The sequence below is a fragment of the Herbaspirillum sp. WGmk3 genome (assembly GCF_023952535.1).
Taxonomy (GTDB): Bacteria; Pseudomonadota; Gammaproteobacteria; order Burkholderiales; family Burkholderiaceae_D; genus Herbaspirillum; species Herbaspirillum huttiense.
The window spans coordinates 196052-211053 of record NZ_JAKYWT010000005.1; the positions used below are offsets into that span (position 1 = coordinate 196052).

18 protein-coding genes and 1 tRNA gene are annotated in these 15002 nt (G+C 63.3%); 14 read left to right on the forward strand and 5 right to left on the reverse strand.

Annotated features, from left to right (window positions below; all coding sequences use genetic code 11):
* From MKD49_RS19405 to MKD49_RS19425, 5 genes are read left to right on the forward strand one after another with little or no spacing between them, the layout of a single operon-like run.
* Positions 1 to 795, forward strand: a complete 795-nt coding sequence (locus MKD49_RS19405; RefSeq protein WP_121042562.1) for an ABC transporter permease — start codon at positions 1 to 3, stop codon at positions 793 to 795.
* Positions 792 to 1106 carry a (2Fe-2S)-binding protein gene (locus MKD49_RS19410; RefSeq protein ID WP_252697122.1) on the forward strand — a complete coding sequence of 105 codons (315 nt, stop codon included), beginning with the start codon at positions 792 to 794 and terminating at the stop codon, positions 1104 to 1106. The genes MKD49_RS19405 and MKD49_RS19410 overlap by 4 nt, the downstream gene beginning before the upstream one ends.
* The gene (locus MKD49_RS19415) at positions 1103 to 2554 is read left to right on the forward strand and encodes an FAD-dependent oxidoreductase (protein WP_252697123.1); all 1452 of its coding nucleotides are present in this window, start codon (positions 1103 to 1105) and stop codon (positions 2552 to 2554) included. The genes MKD49_RS19410 and MKD49_RS19415 overlap by 4 nt, the downstream gene beginning before the upstream one ends.
* Complete coding sequence (locus MKD49_RS19420; RefSeq protein ID WP_252697124.1) at positions 2551 to 3723, forward strand: FAD-binding oxidoreductase; 1173 nt, start codon at positions 2551 to 2553, stop codon at positions 3721 to 3723. The genes MKD49_RS19415 and MKD49_RS19420 overlap by 4 nt, the downstream gene beginning before the upstream one ends.
* On the forward strand, positions 3720 to 4763 hold the full coding sequence (locus MKD49_RS19425; RefSeq protein ID WP_252697125.1) for an ABC transporter substrate-binding protein: 1044 nt from the start codon (positions 3720 to 3722) through the stop codon (positions 4761 to 4763). The genes MKD49_RS19420 and MKD49_RS19425 overlap by 4 nt, the downstream gene beginning before the upstream one ends.
* Positions 4764 to 4807: 44 nt before the next feature.
* Here MKD49_RS19425 and MKD49_RS19430 read toward each other — a convergent pair whose 3' ends face one another.
* A complete protein-coding gene (locus MKD49_RS19430; RefSeq protein ID WP_240733834.1) occupies positions 4808 to 5068 on the reverse strand; it encodes a hypothetical protein in 261 nt (86 codons plus the stop codon).
* A gap of 204 nt (positions 5069 to 5272) precedes the next feature.
* On the opposite strand from MKD49_RS19430, the gene infA reads away from it, so the two are divergent.
* From infA to groL, 5 genes are all read left to right on the forward strand, one after another.
* On the forward strand, positions 5273 to 5536 hold the full coding sequence (gene infA, locus MKD49_RS19435; RefSeq protein WP_006713209.1) for a translation initiation factor IF-1: 264 nt from the start codon (positions 5273 to 5275) through the stop codon (positions 5534 to 5536).
* A 122-nt stretch (positions 5537 to 5658) separates the two neighbouring features.
* Positions 5659 to 5916 carry a hypothetical protein gene (locus tag MKD49_RS19440; protein WP_252697126.1) on the forward strand — a complete coding sequence of 86 codons (258 nt, stop codon included), beginning with the start codon at positions 5659 to 5661 and terminating at the stop codon, positions 5914 to 5916.
* Positions 5917 to 6100: 184 nt separating this feature from the next.
* Positions 6101 to 6736 (forward strand): diguanylate cyclase, encoded by a 636-nt coding sequence (locus MKD49_RS19445; RefSeq protein WP_252697127.1) that lies wholly within the window; start codon positions 6101 to 6103, stop codon positions 6734 to 6736.
* A gap of 147 nt (positions 6737 to 6883) precedes the next feature.
* Entirely contained in the window at positions 6884 to 7201 is a 318-nt protein-coding gene (groES, locus tag MKD49_RS19450; protein WP_034332874.1) for a co-chaperone GroES, read from the forward strand.
* Between the two features lie 49 nt (positions 7202 to 7250).
* Positions 7251 to 8870, forward strand: a complete 1620-nt coding sequence (gene groL, locus MKD49_RS19455) for a chaperonin GroEL (RefSeq protein WP_252697128.1) — start codon at positions 7251 to 7253, stop codon at positions 8868 to 8870.
* A 175-nt stretch (positions 8871 to 9045) separates the two neighbouring features.
* Here the strand turns inward: groL and MKD49_RS19460 are convergent.
* Together MKD49_RS19460 and ispB are read right to left on the reverse strand one after the other, a co-directional pair.
* Positions 9046 to 9122 (reverse strand) — tRNA-Pro (locus tag MKD49_RS19460).
* Between the two features lie 16 nt (positions 9123 to 9138).
* The gene (gene ispB / locus MKD49_RS19465) at positions 9139 to 10089 is read right to left on the reverse strand and encodes an octaprenyl diphosphate synthase (RefSeq protein ID WP_186450175.1); all 951 of its coding nucleotides are present in this window, start codon (positions 10087 to 10089) and stop codon (positions 9139 to 9141) included.
* Positions 10090 to 10448: 359 nt separating this feature from the next.
* Here ispB and rplU point away from each other — a divergent pair, with 359 nt between their 5' ends.
* The 4 genes from rplU to proB all read left to right on the forward strand — a co-directional run bounded on the left by rplU (position 10449) and on the right by proB (position 13612).
* Positions 10449 to 10760: a 50S ribosomal protein L21 gene (gene rplU / locus MKD49_RS19470; RefSeq protein ID WP_006713215.1), complete on the forward strand. Its 312-nt coding sequence runs from the start codon at positions 10449 to 10451 to the stop codon at positions 10758 to 10760.
* A 48-nt stretch (positions 10761 to 10808) separates the two neighbouring features.
* Positions 10809 to 11066 carry a 50S ribosomal protein L27 gene (gene rpmA / locus MKD49_RS19475; RefSeq protein ID WP_006713216.1) on the forward strand — a complete coding sequence of 86 codons (258 nt, stop codon included), beginning with the start codon at positions 10809 to 10811 and terminating at the stop codon, positions 11064 to 11066.
* Positions 11067 to 11267: 201 nt separating this feature from the next.
* On the forward strand, positions 11268 to 12377 hold the full coding sequence (gene cgtA, locus MKD49_RS19480) for an Obg family GTPase CgtA (protein ID WP_121042573.1): 1110 nt from the start codon (positions 11268 to 11270) through the stop codon (positions 12375 to 12377).
* A 116-nt stretch (positions 12378 to 12493) separates the two neighbouring features.
* Complete coding sequence (proB, locus tag MKD49_RS19485) at positions 12494 to 13612, forward strand: glutamate 5-kinase (RefSeq protein WP_252697129.1); 1119 nt, start codon at positions 12494 to 12496, stop codon at positions 13610 to 13612.
* Between the two features lie 125 nt (positions 13613 to 13737).
* Here the strand turns inward: proB and MKD49_RS19490 are convergent, their stop codons facing one another.
* Entirely contained in the window at positions 13738 to 14316 is a 579-nt protein-coding gene (locus MKD49_RS19490; RefSeq protein ID WP_034333967.1) for a CNP1-like family protein, read from the reverse strand.
* Positions 14317 to 14321: 5 nt separating this feature from the next.
* The gene (locus tag MKD49_RS19495) at positions 14322 to 14912 is read right to left on the reverse strand and encodes an RNA pyrophosphohydrolase (protein ID WP_134221186.1); all 591 of its coding nucleotides are present in this window, start codon (positions 14910 to 14912) and stop codon (positions 14322 to 14324) included.
* Positions 14913 to 15002: the final 90 nt, after the last annotated feature.

Consider the following 15002-nt stretch of genomic DNA (forward strand, 5'->3'; position numbering starts at 1 on the left):
ATGAACAAGAACGGACCGATTGCATTGTGCTTCAATGCGCTGGTGATCCTCTTCACGCTGGCCCCGATCCTGGTGGTGTGCGTGATTGCCTTCACCCCCGAAAACACCCTGACCATGAACGGGCCTGAATTCTCGCTGCGCTGGTTCAAGGCGGTGTTTGAGTTTCCCGACTTCGTGAGTTCCTTCTGGAACAGCCTCTGGCTGGCGCTGGCAGCGGCCACCATCTCCACCGCCCTGGCCATTCCGGCGGCCATGGCGCTGGTGCGTTATCCGCATCGCTGGTCCGGCGTCTTGCAGGGCCTGTTCCTGTCGCCGCTGATCATTCCGCACCTGGTGCTGGGCGTGGCCCTGCTGCGCCTGTTCTCGGTGGTGGGTGGCGCGGGCAGTTTCGGCTGGCTGGTGCTGGCGCACTCGCTGGTGGTGACGCCCTACACCATGCGCCTGATCATGGCCGCGCTCATCGGCTTCGACCGCAGCGCCGAGCATGCCGCACTGTCGCTGGGGGCCACGCGCTCCACGGTGTTCCTGCGCATCACGCTGCCGATGATCCTGCCGGGCATCACCGGGGGCTGGCTGCTGGCCTTCATCAACAGCTTCGATGAAGTCACCATGTCCATCTTCGTGACCTCGCCCTCGACGGTGACGCTGCCGGTGCGCATGTACATGTACGCCACCGAATCCATCGATCCGATGATGGCGGCCGTCTCGGCGCTGATGGTGGCCATCACGGCGGTGGCCATGATCATCCTGGACCGGGTCTATGGCCTGGACCGCGTGCTGGTGGGGCGTTCATGAATCACACCTCTGCTCCTGCACAGGCCCAGCTGGTGCGGCTGGCCGAAGGCGATCGCGCTGCGGTCAGCTTCACGCTGGACGGCCGCCCGGCGACCGCGCTGGAAGGCGACACGGTGCTGACCGCCGTACTGACCAATACCGCGAGCCTGCGCCGCAATGAATTCAGCGGCCAGCCGCGGGCCGGCTTTTGCATGATGGGCGCGTGCCAGGATTGCTGGATCGCCACTGAAAGCGGCGAGCGCCTGCGTGCCTGCTCCACCTTCATCCGTGCCGGCATGCAATTGCGCAGCGGCCAGGAGGAACCCGCATGACGCGCGCAGCTCCCGTCATCGTCGGTGCCGGCCCGGCCGGTGTGCGTGCGGCGCAGACGCTGCTGGCCCATGGCGTGCGGCCCATCGTCATCGATGAAGCCGCGCAGGCCGGCGGCCAGATCTATCGCCAGCCGCCGCGCGGTTTCCTGCGCAGCCGCAAGACGCTCTATGGTTTCGAAGCCAGCCGCGCGCAATCGGTGCACAGCACCTTCCATGCGCTGCGCGAGGCCATCGACTACCGTCCCAACACCCTCGTCTGGAATGCCCAGCCGGGTTTGCTCGACCTGATGGAGGGCAGCGCGCAATCCGCTTCAACGCTGGCCTGGGAAGACATCATCGTGGCCACCGGTGCGACTGATCGCGTGCTGCCTTTCCCCGGCTGGACCACGCCGGGCGTCTATACCCTGGGCGGCTCGCAGGTCGCGCTCAAGTTCCAGGGCTGCGCCATCGGACGCTCGGTGGTGTTGGCCGGCAATGGTCCGCTGCTCTATCTGGTGGCCTACCAGTATGCTAAGGCCGGTGCCCGGGTGGCGGCGGTGCTCGACAGCAGCAGCCTGGCTGACCGCATTGCCGCACTGCCCGCCATGCTGGGCCAGCCGGCCTTGCTGGCCAAGGGCATCTACTACCTTGCCTGGCTCAAGCTGCATGGCGTGCCGGTGCATTCGCACGCGCGGGTGCTGCGCGTGGAAGGCGATGCGCGGGTGCAGGCGCTGGTCTGGCGTCGCGAGAACCTGGCAAGTGCGAGTGGCAAGCCGGGTACCGAGCAGCGCATTGAATGCGATGCCGTCGGTTTCGGCTATGCACTGCGTTCTGAAACGCAATTGGCTGATCTGCTGGGTTGCCGCTTCCAGTTCGACAGCCTGCAGCGCGCGCACCTGCCGGTGCGCGACAAGAGCACCCGCAGCAGCGTGCCGGGCGTCTATCTCGCCGGTGACGGTGCCGGCATCATGGGGGCCGATGCCGCCGAGCTGGCCGGTGAACGCGCTGCGCTGGCCTTGCTGCAGGATCGCGGCATCGCCGTCGATGCGGCCCGTGTGACGCAGATCGAAGCGGAGCTGGCGCGCATCGGCGCTTTCCGTCTCGGACTGGAGCGCGCCTTCCCCTTCCCCGAACGCTGGGCGGCGACGGCAGCGGACGATCTGGTGATCTGCCGCTGCGAGAACATCCGCGCCGGTGAATTGCGCGCCGCCGTGCGCGAGAAAGGCGCTGCGGAAATGAACCGGCTCAAGGCCCTCACCCGCGTTGGCATGGGCCGTTGCCAGGGCCGCATGTGTGGTGCCGCGGCCGCCGAAATTCTGTCGCATGCCGCTGGCCTGCCGGTGCAGGAAGTCGGTCGTCTGCGCGGCCAGGCACCGATCAAGCCGATTCCATTGGGCATGCATGTGCCGGCCCCCGAGCCGGTCTCTGCGCGCGTGATCGCGCTGCATGCGCAGGAGGATGCCTCATGAAGAGCCTCCATACGGAAGTCCTCATCATCGGCGGCGGCATCGTCGGCAGCTCGGCTGCGCTGGTGCTGGCCAAAGCCGGACGCCGCGTGACCATCCTGGAACGCGACCTGTGCGGTGCGCGTTCCAGCGGCATCAACTACGGTGGCGTGCGCCGCCAGGGCCGGCCCGAAGTGCAGCTGCCGCTGTCGCAACGCGCGCATGAAATCTGGGGCGATCTGCAGTCCCTGATCGGCACCACCGGCGAATACGAACGCAGCGGCCACTTCAAGCTGGCCCGCAGCGAGGCCGACCTGCAATCGCTGATCGCCTATGCCGAACTGAGCCGGCCCTACGGCCTGGGGATCGAACTCATCAGCGGCGAACGCCTGCGCCAGCAATGTCCCTGGCTGGGCGGCGCGGCGGTCGGCGGCTCGCTGTGTCCGGAAGATGGCCAGGCCAATCCGCGCCTGGTCTCGCCGGCCTTTGCGCGCGCGGCCGAAGCGGCGGGCGCTATCGTGATCGAGCGTTGCGAAGTCATGCAGGTGGGCCACGATGGCCGCGACTTCGTGGCCGAAGCGCGGCAGGGTGGCGAACCCTTGCAGGTGCGTGCGGAAGTACTCATCAATTGCGCCGGTGCCTGGGCCAATCGCGTGGCGCAGTCCTTTGGCGAGACCGTCCCCCTGACCAGCGGCTACCCCAGCATGGTGGTGACCGAACCGATTCCCCACTTCCTGCCCTGGAGCCTGGGCGTGGAGGGCGGCTCCATCTACTGCCGCCAGGTGGCGCGCGGCAACGTGGTGCTGGGCGGTGGCCGCGGCTATGAGCAGGATGAACTGCGCGCCCGCGCCTCGCATGATTCCATTCTCGGGCTGCTGCCGCAGGCGGCGGCCTTGCTGCCGGCGCTGCGCCATGTCCACATCATCCGCAGCTGGAGCGGCGTGGAAGGCTACCTGCCGGACCAGCATCCGGTGATCGGCCCCAGCACCACGCAAATGGGCCTGCTGCATGGCTTTGGTTTCTGCGGTGCCGGATTCCAGATCGGGCCGGCTGCCGGTGAGGCGCTGGCCGAGCTGGTGCTGCATGGCCGCAGCACCATCGCGCTGGATGCTTTCTCGATTGGCCGCTTCCTGCCGCCACGTTCCGACGCTGTCGACCTGTTGTCCTCCCACCCTGAAAGGAAGATCTCATGATGTCGCTCTCCCGCACCGCTGCCCTCGGACTGTTGCTGGCCGCCACCGCCGCCCAGGTGCAGGCGCAGACCCGCACGCTGTATGTCGGCATGAATGGCGGCAACATGGAGAAGACCTTCACGCAGGCGGTGTTCGGTCCCTTCGAGCAGAAGTACAACGTCAAGATTGCCGTGGTGCCCGGCGGCTCGGCCGACATCCTGGCCAAGGCCCAGGCCGCCAAGGACAAGCCGCAGATGCACCTGATGTTCCTGGACGATGGCGTGATGGTCCGCGCCGTCGGCATGGGCCTGTGCGAGAAGCAGAAGCCCAATCCCAACCTGGCCAACCTGCTGCCGGTGGCGCACATCAAGGATGACCTGGCCACGGGCGTGACCATCAGCGTTACCGGCCTGGCCTACAACACCAAGGTCTATGCCGAGAAGGGCTGGGCACCGCCGACCTCGTGGCTCGACCTGGCCGATCCCAAGCTCAAGGGGCGCGTGGTGTTCCAGTCGCTGCCTTCGTCCACCTTCGGGCTGCATGCCTTCCTCGCCTTCAACCAGCTCAAGGGCGGCACGGATGCCAACGTCGATCCCGGCTTCAAGGCCTGGCCCTCGACCATCGGGCCCAATGTGCTGGAGTACATCTCCAATTCGGCCAAGATTTCCGAGATGGCACAGACCGGCGAAGCGGCTCTGTTCCCTTACACGCCCACGCAATCGACGCTCTTGAAGAGCAAGGGCGTGCCGGTGGAATACGTGCAGCCCAAGGAAGGCGCCATCGTGCTGATGGTGGCGCAGTGCGTGATCGCCAACAACACCGAGCCGCAGCTGGCGCAGGAGCTGGCGGCCTATCTGCTCTCGCCGCAGGCGCAAGCGCTGGCGCTGGAAAACGGCAACTACAACCCGACCAATACCAAGGTCCAGGTCAGCGGCACGGCCGCGGCCGAGCAGGCGCGCATGAATGGCTTCGTCAAGGCCGCGCGCGCGGTGGACTGGGATGAGATCAACAAGAACCGCGCCGTGTGGAATACGCGCTGGAGCCGCACCATTGAGAGATGAGATCGGCAGCTCGTCGGCCTGAAACGCAGGAATGCGTAAATGATTTATCTGATTTGGCAGAACCTCTGGTAGTTTTTTACGCCACCTGCGCGGTGGCGTTTTTTTTGCGCTGATGGCGCGTGATCCCCATTTTTGTTTATCTGTGGCATCGATAAATCGATGTCGATTGTGCAATGGCGCAGATAAACCACAGCAGACCGTCCCGAGGCGCGCAGTGGCGGGTAGGGCAAAAATCGCGTATAATGCATGGATCGCTCAAGAACCGAGCGGAAATCCTGATCCCCACGCGCCTTGTCGTACAGCATCTTGCAATCCGCGTGATTCGCATCTTCATCCGCTTCCCCGAGTAAAGAAACTGCGCTGCCGGTCTCGCCGCCAGCGGGTTCACCTGTCCTCCGACCTTAACGCTCCCGGCCTCCCCATGGCGTGGCCAGTCGTCAAAGCCAGAGATTGCAAATCCCCGAGCCCTTCCTCCGTGAGGTCGCGTGCTCACGCACAAGAAAGAGAAAATGGCAAAAGAAGAACTGATCGAAATGCAAGGACAAGTCTCCGAAGTCCTCCCCGACTCGCGTTTCCGCGTGGCGCTGGACAACGGCCATTCGCTGATCGCCTATACGGCCGGTCGCATGAAGAAGAATTTCATCAAGATTCTGGCGGGCGACAAGGTCACGCTGGAACTGTCTCCCTACGACCTGAACAAGGGTCGCATCATCTTCCGTCACCTGGAACAGCGCGGCCCGAGCGGCCCCCGTCCGGGTTTCCGTCGCCGCTGAGATCGCGCGGCGCATCCCTCCCACGCCCAATGGCGTGGTGCGCCGCCTGATGCCTTCCGGCCCGCCTGTCCTTCACGACGGTATGCGCCCTCCCATGATCGGTTTTGCGAAAGAAAAAAAATATGCAAGCTCCGGTCACTCATCAGGAGCAGTACAAGGGCTTTCACATTTCGCTGCGCTGTCATGGTGCGGACGGGTTGTGGGAGGTTGCCGAAGTTCATATCGCCGACAGCAGCGGGCTGGAGCCGTCCCTGTTTCCGCGCCGCCAGCTGCCTGGCCGGTTTGATAGCGCAGCGCTGGCCGTGGAGCGCGGCATGGGATGGGCCAGGGCGGTGATCGACAATCTCGATCCGGCGCTGGATAACGGACGTTTGTTCTGAGTCCCGAGGCCCGCGCGCTCCGGGCATTGAAATCCTCACCTCGCTGATCCTAGAATAGGTCGCAGCAAGCGCGGCGCGCCTTGCCGGCTGTCCTCCATCCGGCTTCACCGGAATACCCCAGCGGTTTCCCGCCGCGCCTGACCTGTTGCGCTTGCCTCATCGTCCGTTTCGGGAGATCAGGTTCATGGAACTCATCGATACCATCACGGCCCAGATGTCGGCCACCCGCCTGCCGCTCTACGCAGTCAGCGCTACCGCTGCCCATGCGGCGGACAGTCCCCTCTACCTCTTCCTGCACTGGCACGGTTTCCAGCGGGCCACGCCGCTGCAGTTACCGGGAGTGGCGATCCCCGCCAGGCCGGTGTTGAGTTCCGTGCTGAAGGTGGAGGGCCCCTGGTACAGCGACCTGCTGCGCGATGAACTGGTACTGGCGCTGGCCTGGCACCTGGGGGCCTGGGACGTCACGCGCATCCGTGCGCGCGGATGCAACCAGATCGGCGCGCCGGCGGGCGAAGCCCTGCAATGCCGACAGGCCTTCGGGGAGGGCGACGAAGACCATCCGGTCACGCTCGACGATGCCCCGCAGGCCCGCCATGACGCCATGCAACTGGCTGCGCGCCGTGGCTACTGGCGCTGGCTGTTCCACCCGGTCAAGGGTGGCCTGTGGTCGCAACTGGCGCAGGACGACGAGACGCTCAACAGCGATGGCGCACGTACCGGCCCCTGTCCGGTCGCGCCGCTGCCGGCTGAAGACCGGGGCCGCCGGACGGTCTACCGGATGGGACGCATCACGCGATTGATCCTGCCTTCCAGGCTGTAACAGATTGTTACAAATTGCTCTTCCTGGCGCTCTTGATAAGCGGCACGGCCAGACCTATTTCCTGCATCGCCGAATTTTCAAGGCCGGGGTCCCCGGATCCCTGATTCTCTTTTGTTCACGTGACATAGACCATTCTGGAGATTGAACATGAAACTTCGTCCCCTTTATGACCGAGTGATCGTCAAGCGAATCGAACACCAGCGCCAGACCGCCTCGGGCATCGTGATCCCCGACAGCGCCACCGAGAAGCCCGAGCAGGGCGAGGTGCTGGCCGTGGGCAATGGCCGCGTCCTGCCCGACGGCAATCTGCGTGCGCTGCAACTGAAGGTTGGCGACCTGGTGCTGTTTGGCAAATATGCCGGGCAGACCGTCAAGATCGATGGCCAGGAGCTCCTGGTCATGCGCGAGGAAGATATTTTCGGCGTCTTCGAAGCTGCCGCCGGGCAGGACAAGAAGGCTGCCTGACACGGCGCATTGCTGATCCTTACCATTCCCTAGTTCGTGGAGACCTAACATGAGTGCGAAACAAGTGAAGTTTCATGACACTGCCCGCGCCCGCGTCGTCAAGGGCGTCAACGTACTGGCCGATGCCGTCAAGGTGACCCTCGGTCCCAAGGGCCGCAACGTGCTGCTGGATCGCAGCTTCGGCGCGCCGGTGATCACCAAGGACGGTGTCTCGGTGGCCAAGGAAATCGAGTTGAAGGACCGCCTGGAGAACATGGGCGCGCAGGTCGTCAAGCAGGTCGCCTCCAAGACGGCCGACGTGGCCGGCGACGGCACCACCACGGCCACCGTGCTGGCCCAGTCCATCGTGCAGGAGGGCATGAAGTACGTGGCCGCCGGCATGAACCCGATGGACCTCAAGCGCGGCATCGACAAGGCAGTGGCGGCGGCCATCGAGGAACTGCGCAAGATTTCCCGCCCCATCACCACCAACAAGGAAATCGCCCAGGTCGGCGCGATCTCGGCCAATTCCGACGAGGCCATCGGCAGCATCATCGCCCAGGCCATGGAGAAGGTCGGCAAGGAAGGCGTCATCACGGTCGAGGATGGCAAGTCGCTGGAGAACGAACTTGATGTGGTCGAGGGTATGCAGTTTGACCGGGGTTACCTGTCGCCGTACTTCATCAATGATCCGGACAAGCAGTTGTGCCAGCTCGATGACCCGTTGGTGCTGCTGTATGACAAGAAGATCTCCAGCATCCGTGAACTGCTGCCGGTGCTGGAAATGACGGCCAAGGCCGGCAAGCCGCTGTTCATCGTGGCCGAGGATATCGATGGCGAAGCGTTGGCGACCCTGGTGGTGAACTCGGTGCGTGGGGTGCTGAAGGTGGCGGCGGTGAAGGCGCCGGGCTTCGGCGATCGCCGCAAGGCCATGCTGGAAGACCTGGCCGTGCTGACCGGCGGTACCGTGATCTCCGAAGAAACCGGCAAGAGCCTGGAGAAGACCGCCCTGGAAGACCTGGGCAGCGCAAAGCGCGTGGAGGTGCGCAAGGACAGCACCACCGTCATCGACGGCGCTGGGGCCCAGGACAAGATCGATGCCCGCGTCAAGTCGATCCAGGCCCAGATCGAGGAAGCCACCAGCGACTACGACCGCGAGAAGCTGCAGGAGCGCGTGGCCAAGCTGGCCGGCGGGGTGGCGGTCATCAAGATCGGCGCCGCGACCGAGGTGGAAATGAAGGAAAAGAAGGACCGCGTCGATGACGCCCTGCACGCCACCCGTGCGGCGGTGGAAGAAGGCATCGTGCCCGGTGGCGGCGTGGCGCTGCTGCGTGCCCGTGCGGCGATCAGCAAGCTGGAAGGCGCCAATGCCGACCAGAACGCCGGTATCCAGATCGTACTGCGTGCGCTGGAGGCCCCGCTGCGCGTGATCGCTGCCAATGCCGGCGACGAACCGTCGGTCGTGGTGGCCAAGGTCTATTCCGGCAAGGGCAATTTCGGCTACAACGCAGCCAACGGCGAGTACGGCGACATGGTGGAGCTGGGCGTGATCGATCCCACCAAGGTCACCCGCACCGCCCTGCAGAACGCGGCCTCGGTAGCTGCGCTGATCCTGACCACGGACGCCACCGTGGCTGAAGCCCCTGCTGAAGAGAAGGAAGTGAAGAATCCGGCAGAGCTGGAGATGTAGGCTGGCAGGTGGGGCAACCGCCTCGAGCTGTATGTGAACGAAAAGGCGGAATTCGTGGGATCACGGGTTCCGCTTTTTACTTGGCTGTGCAAAAGGCGACATACAGGAGGCGGGGCAAATGAAAAAGCCCAGCATCGCTGCTGGGCTTTTTTGTCCTTGGTCTGCAAGGTAATTCTGGTCGGGGTGAGAGGATTCGAACCTCCGGCCTCTACGTCCCGAACGTAGCGCTCTACCAGGCTAAGCTACACCCCGTCGAGTGAGATCTAAGTCAGTGATTTCGATCTACTGCGAAAGCCGATAATTCTAACAGGGATTTTTTGAATTGGCTATCGGGAAGTGAAATAATTGCATCCGCAGCGCGCCGGGCGGCAATCTCCGCCTGTTCGCGCGTATAGGCCAGGGCGCCGGAGTGAGTGATGGCCGACAGCACTTCGTCGAAATGCTGTTCGTCGCCGTTCTCGATGCAGGTGCGCACCAGTTCGCGCTGTTGCGGCGTGCCGTGCTGCATCAGCCAGATCAGCGGCAGCGTGGGCTTGCCTTCGCGCAGGTCGTCGCCGACGTTCTTGCCGATCTCGGCGCTGTTGCCGGAATAATCCAGTACGTCGTCGATCAGCTGGAAGGCGGTGCCGATGGAGCGGCCATATTCGCCGGCGGCTTCGATGCCGGCTTCGTCGGCACCGGCAATCAGGGCGCCGATCTGGCTGGCGGCCTCGAACAGCTTGGCGGTCTTGGAACGGATCACCTGCAGGTAGCCGGCTTCGTCCACATCCGGATTGTGCATGTTGAGCAGCTGCAGCACCTCGCCCTCGGCGATGACGTTGGTGGCATCAGCCACGATTTCCATCACACGCGGGTTGCCCACCGCCACCATCATCTGGAAGGCGCGCGAATAAAGGAAGTCGCCTACCAGCACGGAGGCCGCATTGCCGAACATGGCATTGGCAGTCTGCTTGCCACGGCGCAACGAGGATTCGTCGACCACGTCGTCATGCAGCAGGGTGGCGGTATGAATGAATTCGATCACGGCCGCCAGCGAGTGGTGATGCTCGCCCTTGTAGCCGAAGGCATTGGCGATGAGCACGACCAGCACCGGGCGCAGGCGCTTGCCGCCCGCACTGATGATGTATTCGGCGACCTGGTTGACCAGCGGCACCTCCGAGTACAGCTGCCGGCGGATGACTGCGTTGACCGCCTCCATGTCGGCGACGATCGGATGCATGATGGTTTGTTGCGAAGCGTTTTGTACGGCGGCAGACAAGGCGGAACCTGTGGAAAATGGTTATTCCCCGGATTATACGATGACAAGGCAGGGGCACGCCAAAGAGCCTGAGCCCGCACAGTAAAGGTTTTTCATTGTTGGAATGAAAACCTGGCTGAGGATTCGGGTTGTCTGTCAGGCAAGTCCTCTTCCATTGTCCTGCCGGAAACTGTGTTGTACAGAGGTCGGGCAAAGTGTCAAGGCTTTTGACCGTGGGGCTAAGTGCCTGTATAATTTGCGGTTTTCCTGTTTCGCCATGGGTTTTTGACGGGCGCGGCAAGGGAGAAATCGTTCTTATTCATTCATTCGTGAGGTTTCACATGTACGCGGTCATAAAAACCGGCGGCAAACAATACAAAGTTGCTGCTGGCGAAAAACTCAAAGTAGAACAGATACCGGCTGACATTGGCTCCGAAATCACTTTGGATCAAGTGCTCGCAGTGGGCGCAGGCGAAACCGTGAAGTTCGGTGCGCCGCTGGTCGCAGGTGCTACGGTGCTGGCTACTGTGGTAGCACAAGGTCGCCATGACAAGGTCCGCATCTTCAAGATGCGTCGTCGCAAGCACTACCAAAAGCGTCAAGGCCATCGTCAGAACTACACCGAACTGCAAATCGTCTCCATCAACGCCTGAGCGTTGACCCGAACGAACTGCTCATCCAAAGTCATCAAGGAGTTTTAAATGGCACACAAAAAAGGCGGCGGCACTACGCGCAACGGCCGTGACTCAGAATCGAAACGCCTGGGCGTCAAGGTTTATGGCGGCCAAGTGATCAACGCTGGCGGCATCATCGTCCGTCAACGCGGCACCCGCGTCCACGCTGGCGAAAACGTCGGCGTCGGCAAGGACCACACCCTGTTCGCCCTGAAGGACGGCAAGGTCAAGTTCGTTGTCAAGGGCCTGCAACAGCGTCAATACGCTACCGTCGTTACGGCGTAAGCGTTCCTGTCATCCGGGTTCGCCCGGAAACCAGGCATAAAAAAGGCTCTGCCGATGGTGGAGCCTTTTTGATTTTTGAAGAGCCGTCAACAAAGCGCCGAGCCCAGGCTTCCGTCGGAAGCGCCGGGGTGGGTCCTGACCAGGACCGAGGTGCATCGACGTTTTGTTAGCGGCTCCCATGTCCCATGAGGCGTCCAAATCATGAAATTCATCGACGAAGCACGTATTGAAGTCGTGGCGGGGGATGGCGGCAACGGTGTCGCCAGCTTCTGCCGCGAGAAATTCCGCCCCTTCGGCGGTCCCGACGGCGGCGACGGCGGCAAGGGCGGCACCATCTGGGCCGTGGCCGACCGCAACGTCAACACCCTGATCGACTATCGCTACGCCAAGCTGCACCGCGCCGGTCGCGGCGAAAACGGCCGTGGCTCGGACTGCTACGGCAAGGGGGCCGATGATGTCTACCTGCGCATGCCGGTGGGCACGCTCATCGTCGACATCAACACCGGCGAACACATCGCGGACCTGACCTTCCACGGCCAGACCGTGATGCTGGCCAAGGGCGGCGAAGGCGGCTGGGGCAACATCCACTTCAAGACCTCCACCAACCGCGCTCCGCGTCAGAAGACCGAAGGCAAGGAAGGCGAGCGCCGCGAGCTGCGCCTGGAACTGAAGGTGCTGGCCGACGTGGGCCTGTTGGGCATGCCCAATGCGGGCAAGTCGACCTTCATCACGGCCGTCTCCAACGCCCGTCCGAAGATCGCCGACTACCCCTTCACCACCCTGCACCCCAACCTGGGTGTGGTGCGCGTGAGCCACGAGAAGAGCTTCGTGATCGCCGACATCCCCGGCCTGATCGAAGGTGCGGCCGATGGCGCCGGTCTGGGCGTGCAGTTCCTGCGCCACCTGCAGCGCACCGGTCTGCTACTGCACATCGTCGACCTGGCCCCCTTCAATGAGGAAGTCGATCCGGTCAAGGAAGCCAAGGCCATCGTGCAGGAACTGAAGAAGTACGACCAGTCCCTGTTCGACAAGCCGCGCTGGCTGGTCCTGAACAAGCTGGACGTAGTGCCCGAGGCCGAACGCGCCAAGCGCGTGAAGGATTTCGTCAAGCGCTTCGGCTGGAAGGGCCCGGTCTTCGAGATCTCGGCGCTCAACCGTGACGGCTGCGAAGAGCTCATCAACGACATCTACAAGTATCTGGAAACCAAGCGCGCCGAAGAGCACCGCGCCGAAGAAACCCAGATGACCGAGGAAGCCCGCGCCATCTCCAGCATCGATCCGGACGATCCGCGCTTCAAGGTCCTGGACTGATTCGTGCCGGTGCAGCCCTGAAGCTTCTTGGGGCTGCGCGCGGGGGCGGTTCGGGCTATCATCTCTGCCTGTCGGATTTTCCGACCGCTCCCAGAAGAATCAGAACCCGGAACACTATGCAATCGGTCATTCAACGCGCCAAGCGACTCATCATCAAGGTTGGCTCTTCCCTGGTCACCAATGATGGCAAGGGCCTGGACGCCAACGCCATCGCCCGCTGGGCGGAACAGATCTCGCAATTGCGTGCGCTCGGCAAGGAAGTGGTGCTGGTCAGCTCCGGCGCGGTGGCCGAGGGCATGCAGCGCCTGGGCTTCGACAAGCGCCCGACCGGCATCCATCACCTGCAAGCCTGCGCGGCCGTGGGCCAGATGGGCCTGGCACAGATCTACGAAACCAGTTTCCGCAAGCACGACCTGCACACCGCACAGGTGCTGCTGACCCACGCCGACCTGGCCGACCGCGAACGCTACCTCAATGCCCGCTCCACCCTGTTCGCCCTGCTGCAACTGGGCGTGGTGCCGGTCATCAACGAGAACGACACGGTGGTCACCGATGAAATCAAGTTCGGCGACAACGACACCCTCGGCGCTCTGGTGGCCAACCTGATCGAGGCCGAAGCGCTCATCATCCTCACCGACCAGCCGGGCCTGTTCACCGCCGATCCGCGCAAGGATCCTGCGGCCACGCTCATTTCCGAAGCGCGTGCCGGCGACCCGTCGCTGGAGCTGATCGCAGGCGGCACCGGTACCGGCATCGGCCGCGGCGGCATGCTGACCAAGATCCTGGCCGCCAAGCGCGCCGCCACCTCCGGCGCACATACGGTGATCGCCTGGGGCCGTGAGGAACAGGTCCTCACACGCCTGGCTGCCGGTGAAGCCATCGGTACCCAACTCAACGCCGAGACCGCGCAACTGACCGCGCGCAAGCAATGGATGGCTGATCACCTCAAGACCGCCGGCCGTGTGGTGCTCGATGCTGGCGCAGTGCAGAAGCTGAGCCTGGAAGGCAAGTCGCTGCTGCCCATCGGCGTGGTGGAAGTCTCGGGCGAGTTCGGCCGGGGCGACGTGATTACCTGCGTGGACGAGAGCGGCCGCGCCATCGCGCGCGGCATGAGCAACTACAACAGCTCGGATGCGCGGCGCATCATCCGCCATCCTTCCTCCGAGATCCAGGCCATCCTCGGTTTCGTCGAGGAGCCGGAACTGGTGCATCGGGATAATCTGGTGCTGCTGTGAAGGCGATGCATTGCAGTAAAGAAATAATTTATACGATTTATACGATATAAATCATTTCATGCGGACAATAAAAAACGCGGCCAAGGCCGCGTTTTTTATTGTGTGCTTCGAGCCAGCCGCCGGGATCAGCGACGCACCGGATCAATACGCGTCTGCGTCTTGAGGCGATTGACGATGCTCTTGACGTTCTCATTGTCGGCAATGATCTTGCCTTCGCAGAAATAATCCTTGAACAGCGCGCCATCGATGCGATTGACGCCGATATCGCGGATCGGCTGCCACTTGTCGCGGCGCGAGCGCGACCATTTGCCATCGGGATGGCCGAAGGCGTAGGTCTTCTTTTCCCAGGTCTCGCAGCGCATGCCTTCGTACATCACGTTGACCGCACCGCCTTCGGTCTTGGTGACCACGGTGTAGCGCACTACCTTGTCGGTGCCGATCGACACGGAATTGGTATCGATGTAGGCCTTCATGGTGGCATTCGGGCTGAGATAGAACTCGGCCAGGTTCTGCTCTTGCGGCGTCGGCGGCAACTGCACGGCGATTTCCTGCCAGGGCTTTTCCTCGTCGTCGAATTCTTCATCGAAGCTCTGCGCCAGTGCGCCGGCGCAGGCCGCCAGCAGCGAGCAGGCCAGCACCGCGCGGCGCAGGCCGCGCACGGTGAACAGGGAACGTGGGGGTTCAGGTTGCTGGAAAGAGGGCATGGAACTCACTTGGTTTCCGGCGTGCTCGCGCCGTTGCAGGGCTGGGCTTGTGCGGCCTGGCCCGGATTCTTGTGGGGATGCGCTATGCGCCCGGCTTGCTCGGCCCGGCGCGGGCCGTGGCCCGGACGACTCAGGAAGCGCGACAATTCCTGCAGCGCCTGCTGATAGACCTCGCGTTTGAACTCGATGACCACATCGAGCGGCACCCAGTAGTCATGCCAGCGCCAGGCATCGAATTCCGGATGCGAGGTGCCGCGCAGGTTGACGTCGCAATCGCGCCCGACCATGCGCAGCAGGAACCAGATCTGCTTCTGGCCGCGGTAATGGCCGCGCACTTCGCGCTTGATGAAATGATCGGGGACTTCGTAGCGCAGCCAGTCACGGGTGCGGCCGATGATCTTGACGTGCTCGGCACGCAGGCCGATCTCTTCTTCCAGTTCCCGGAACATCGCCTGTTCGGGGGTCTCGCCGTGCTTGATGCCGCCTTGCGGGAATTGCCAGGAGTGCTCGCGTACGCGCTTGCCCCACCACACCTCGTTATTGGCGTTGAGCAGGATGATGCCGACGTTCGGGCGGAAGCCTTCTCGATCCAGCATGGTGATCCTCAAACTTTCTGCGGCTGGAAGTCCCTTTCAGGCAGGCTCATGCGACTGCGGGCGCACGCGGCAAAGCCGGTACGCCAGGCG

Coding starts and splice junctions, on each gene's coding strand:
- MKD49_RS19405 (WP_121042562.1), top strand. CDS start 1: ATGAACAAGAACGGACCGATTGCATTGTGCTTCAATGCGCTGGTGATC.
- MKD49_RS19410 (WP_252697122.1), top strand. CDS start 792: ATGAATCACACCTCTGCTCCTGCACAGGCCCAGCTGGTGCGGCTGGCC.
- MKD49_RS19415 (WP_252697123.1), top strand. CDS start 1,103: ATGACGCGCGCAGCTCCCGTCATCGTCGGTGCCGGCCCGGCCGGTGTG.
- MKD49_RS19420 (WP_252697124.1), top strand. CDS start 2,551: ATGAAGAGCCTCCATACGGAAGTCCTCATCATCGGCGGCGGCATCGTC.
- MKD49_RS19425 (WP_252697125.1), top strand. CDS start 3,720: ATGATGTCGCTCTCCCGCACCGCTGCCCTCGGACTGTTGCTGGCCGCC.
- MKD49_RS19430 (WP_240733834.1), bottom strand. CDS start 5,068: ATGCTGTACGACAAGGCGCGTGGGGATCAGGATTTCCGCTCGGTTCTT.
- infA (WP_006713209.1), top strand. CDS start 5,273: ATGGCAAAAGAAGAACTGATCGAAATGCAAGGACAAGTCTCCGAAGTC.
- MKD49_RS19440 (WP_252697126.1), top strand. CDS start 5,659: ATGCAAGCTCCGGTCACTCATCAGGAGCAGTACAAGGGCTTTCACATT.
- MKD49_RS19445 (WP_252697127.1), top strand. CDS start 6,101: ATGGAACTCATCGATACCATCACGGCCCAGATGTCGGCCACCCGCCTG.
- groES (WP_034332874.1), top strand. CDS start 6,884: ATGAAACTTCGTCCCCTTTATGACCGAGTGATCGTCAAGCGAATCGAA.
- groL (WP_252697128.1), top strand. CDS start 7,251: ATGAGTGCGAAACAAGTGAAGTTTCATGACACTGCCCGCGCCCGCGTC.
- ispB (WP_186450175.1), bottom strand. CDS start 10,089: ATGCATCCGATCGTCGCCGACATGGAGGCGGTCAACGCAGTCATCCGC.
- rplU (WP_006713215.1), top strand. CDS start 10,449: ATGTACGCGGTCATAAAAACCGGCGGCAAACAATACAAAGTTGCTGCT.
- rpmA (WP_006713216.1), top strand. CDS start 10,809: ATGGCACACAAAAAAGGCGGCGGCACTACGCGCAACGGCCGTGACTCA.
- cgtA (WP_121042573.1), top strand. CDS start 11,268: ATGAAATTCATCGACGAAGCACGTATTGAAGTCGTGGCGGGGGATGGC.
- proB (WP_252697129.1), top strand. CDS start 12,494: ATGCAATCGGTCATTCAACGCGCCAAGCGACTCATCATCAAGGTTGGC.
- MKD49_RS19490 (WP_034333967.1), bottom strand. CDS start 14,316: ATGCCCTCTTTCCAGCAACCTGAACCCCCACGTTCCCTGTTCACCGTG.
- MKD49_RS19495 (WP_134221186.1), bottom strand. CDS start 14,912: ATGCTGGATCGAGAAGGCTTCCGCCCGAACGTCGGCATCATCCTGCTC.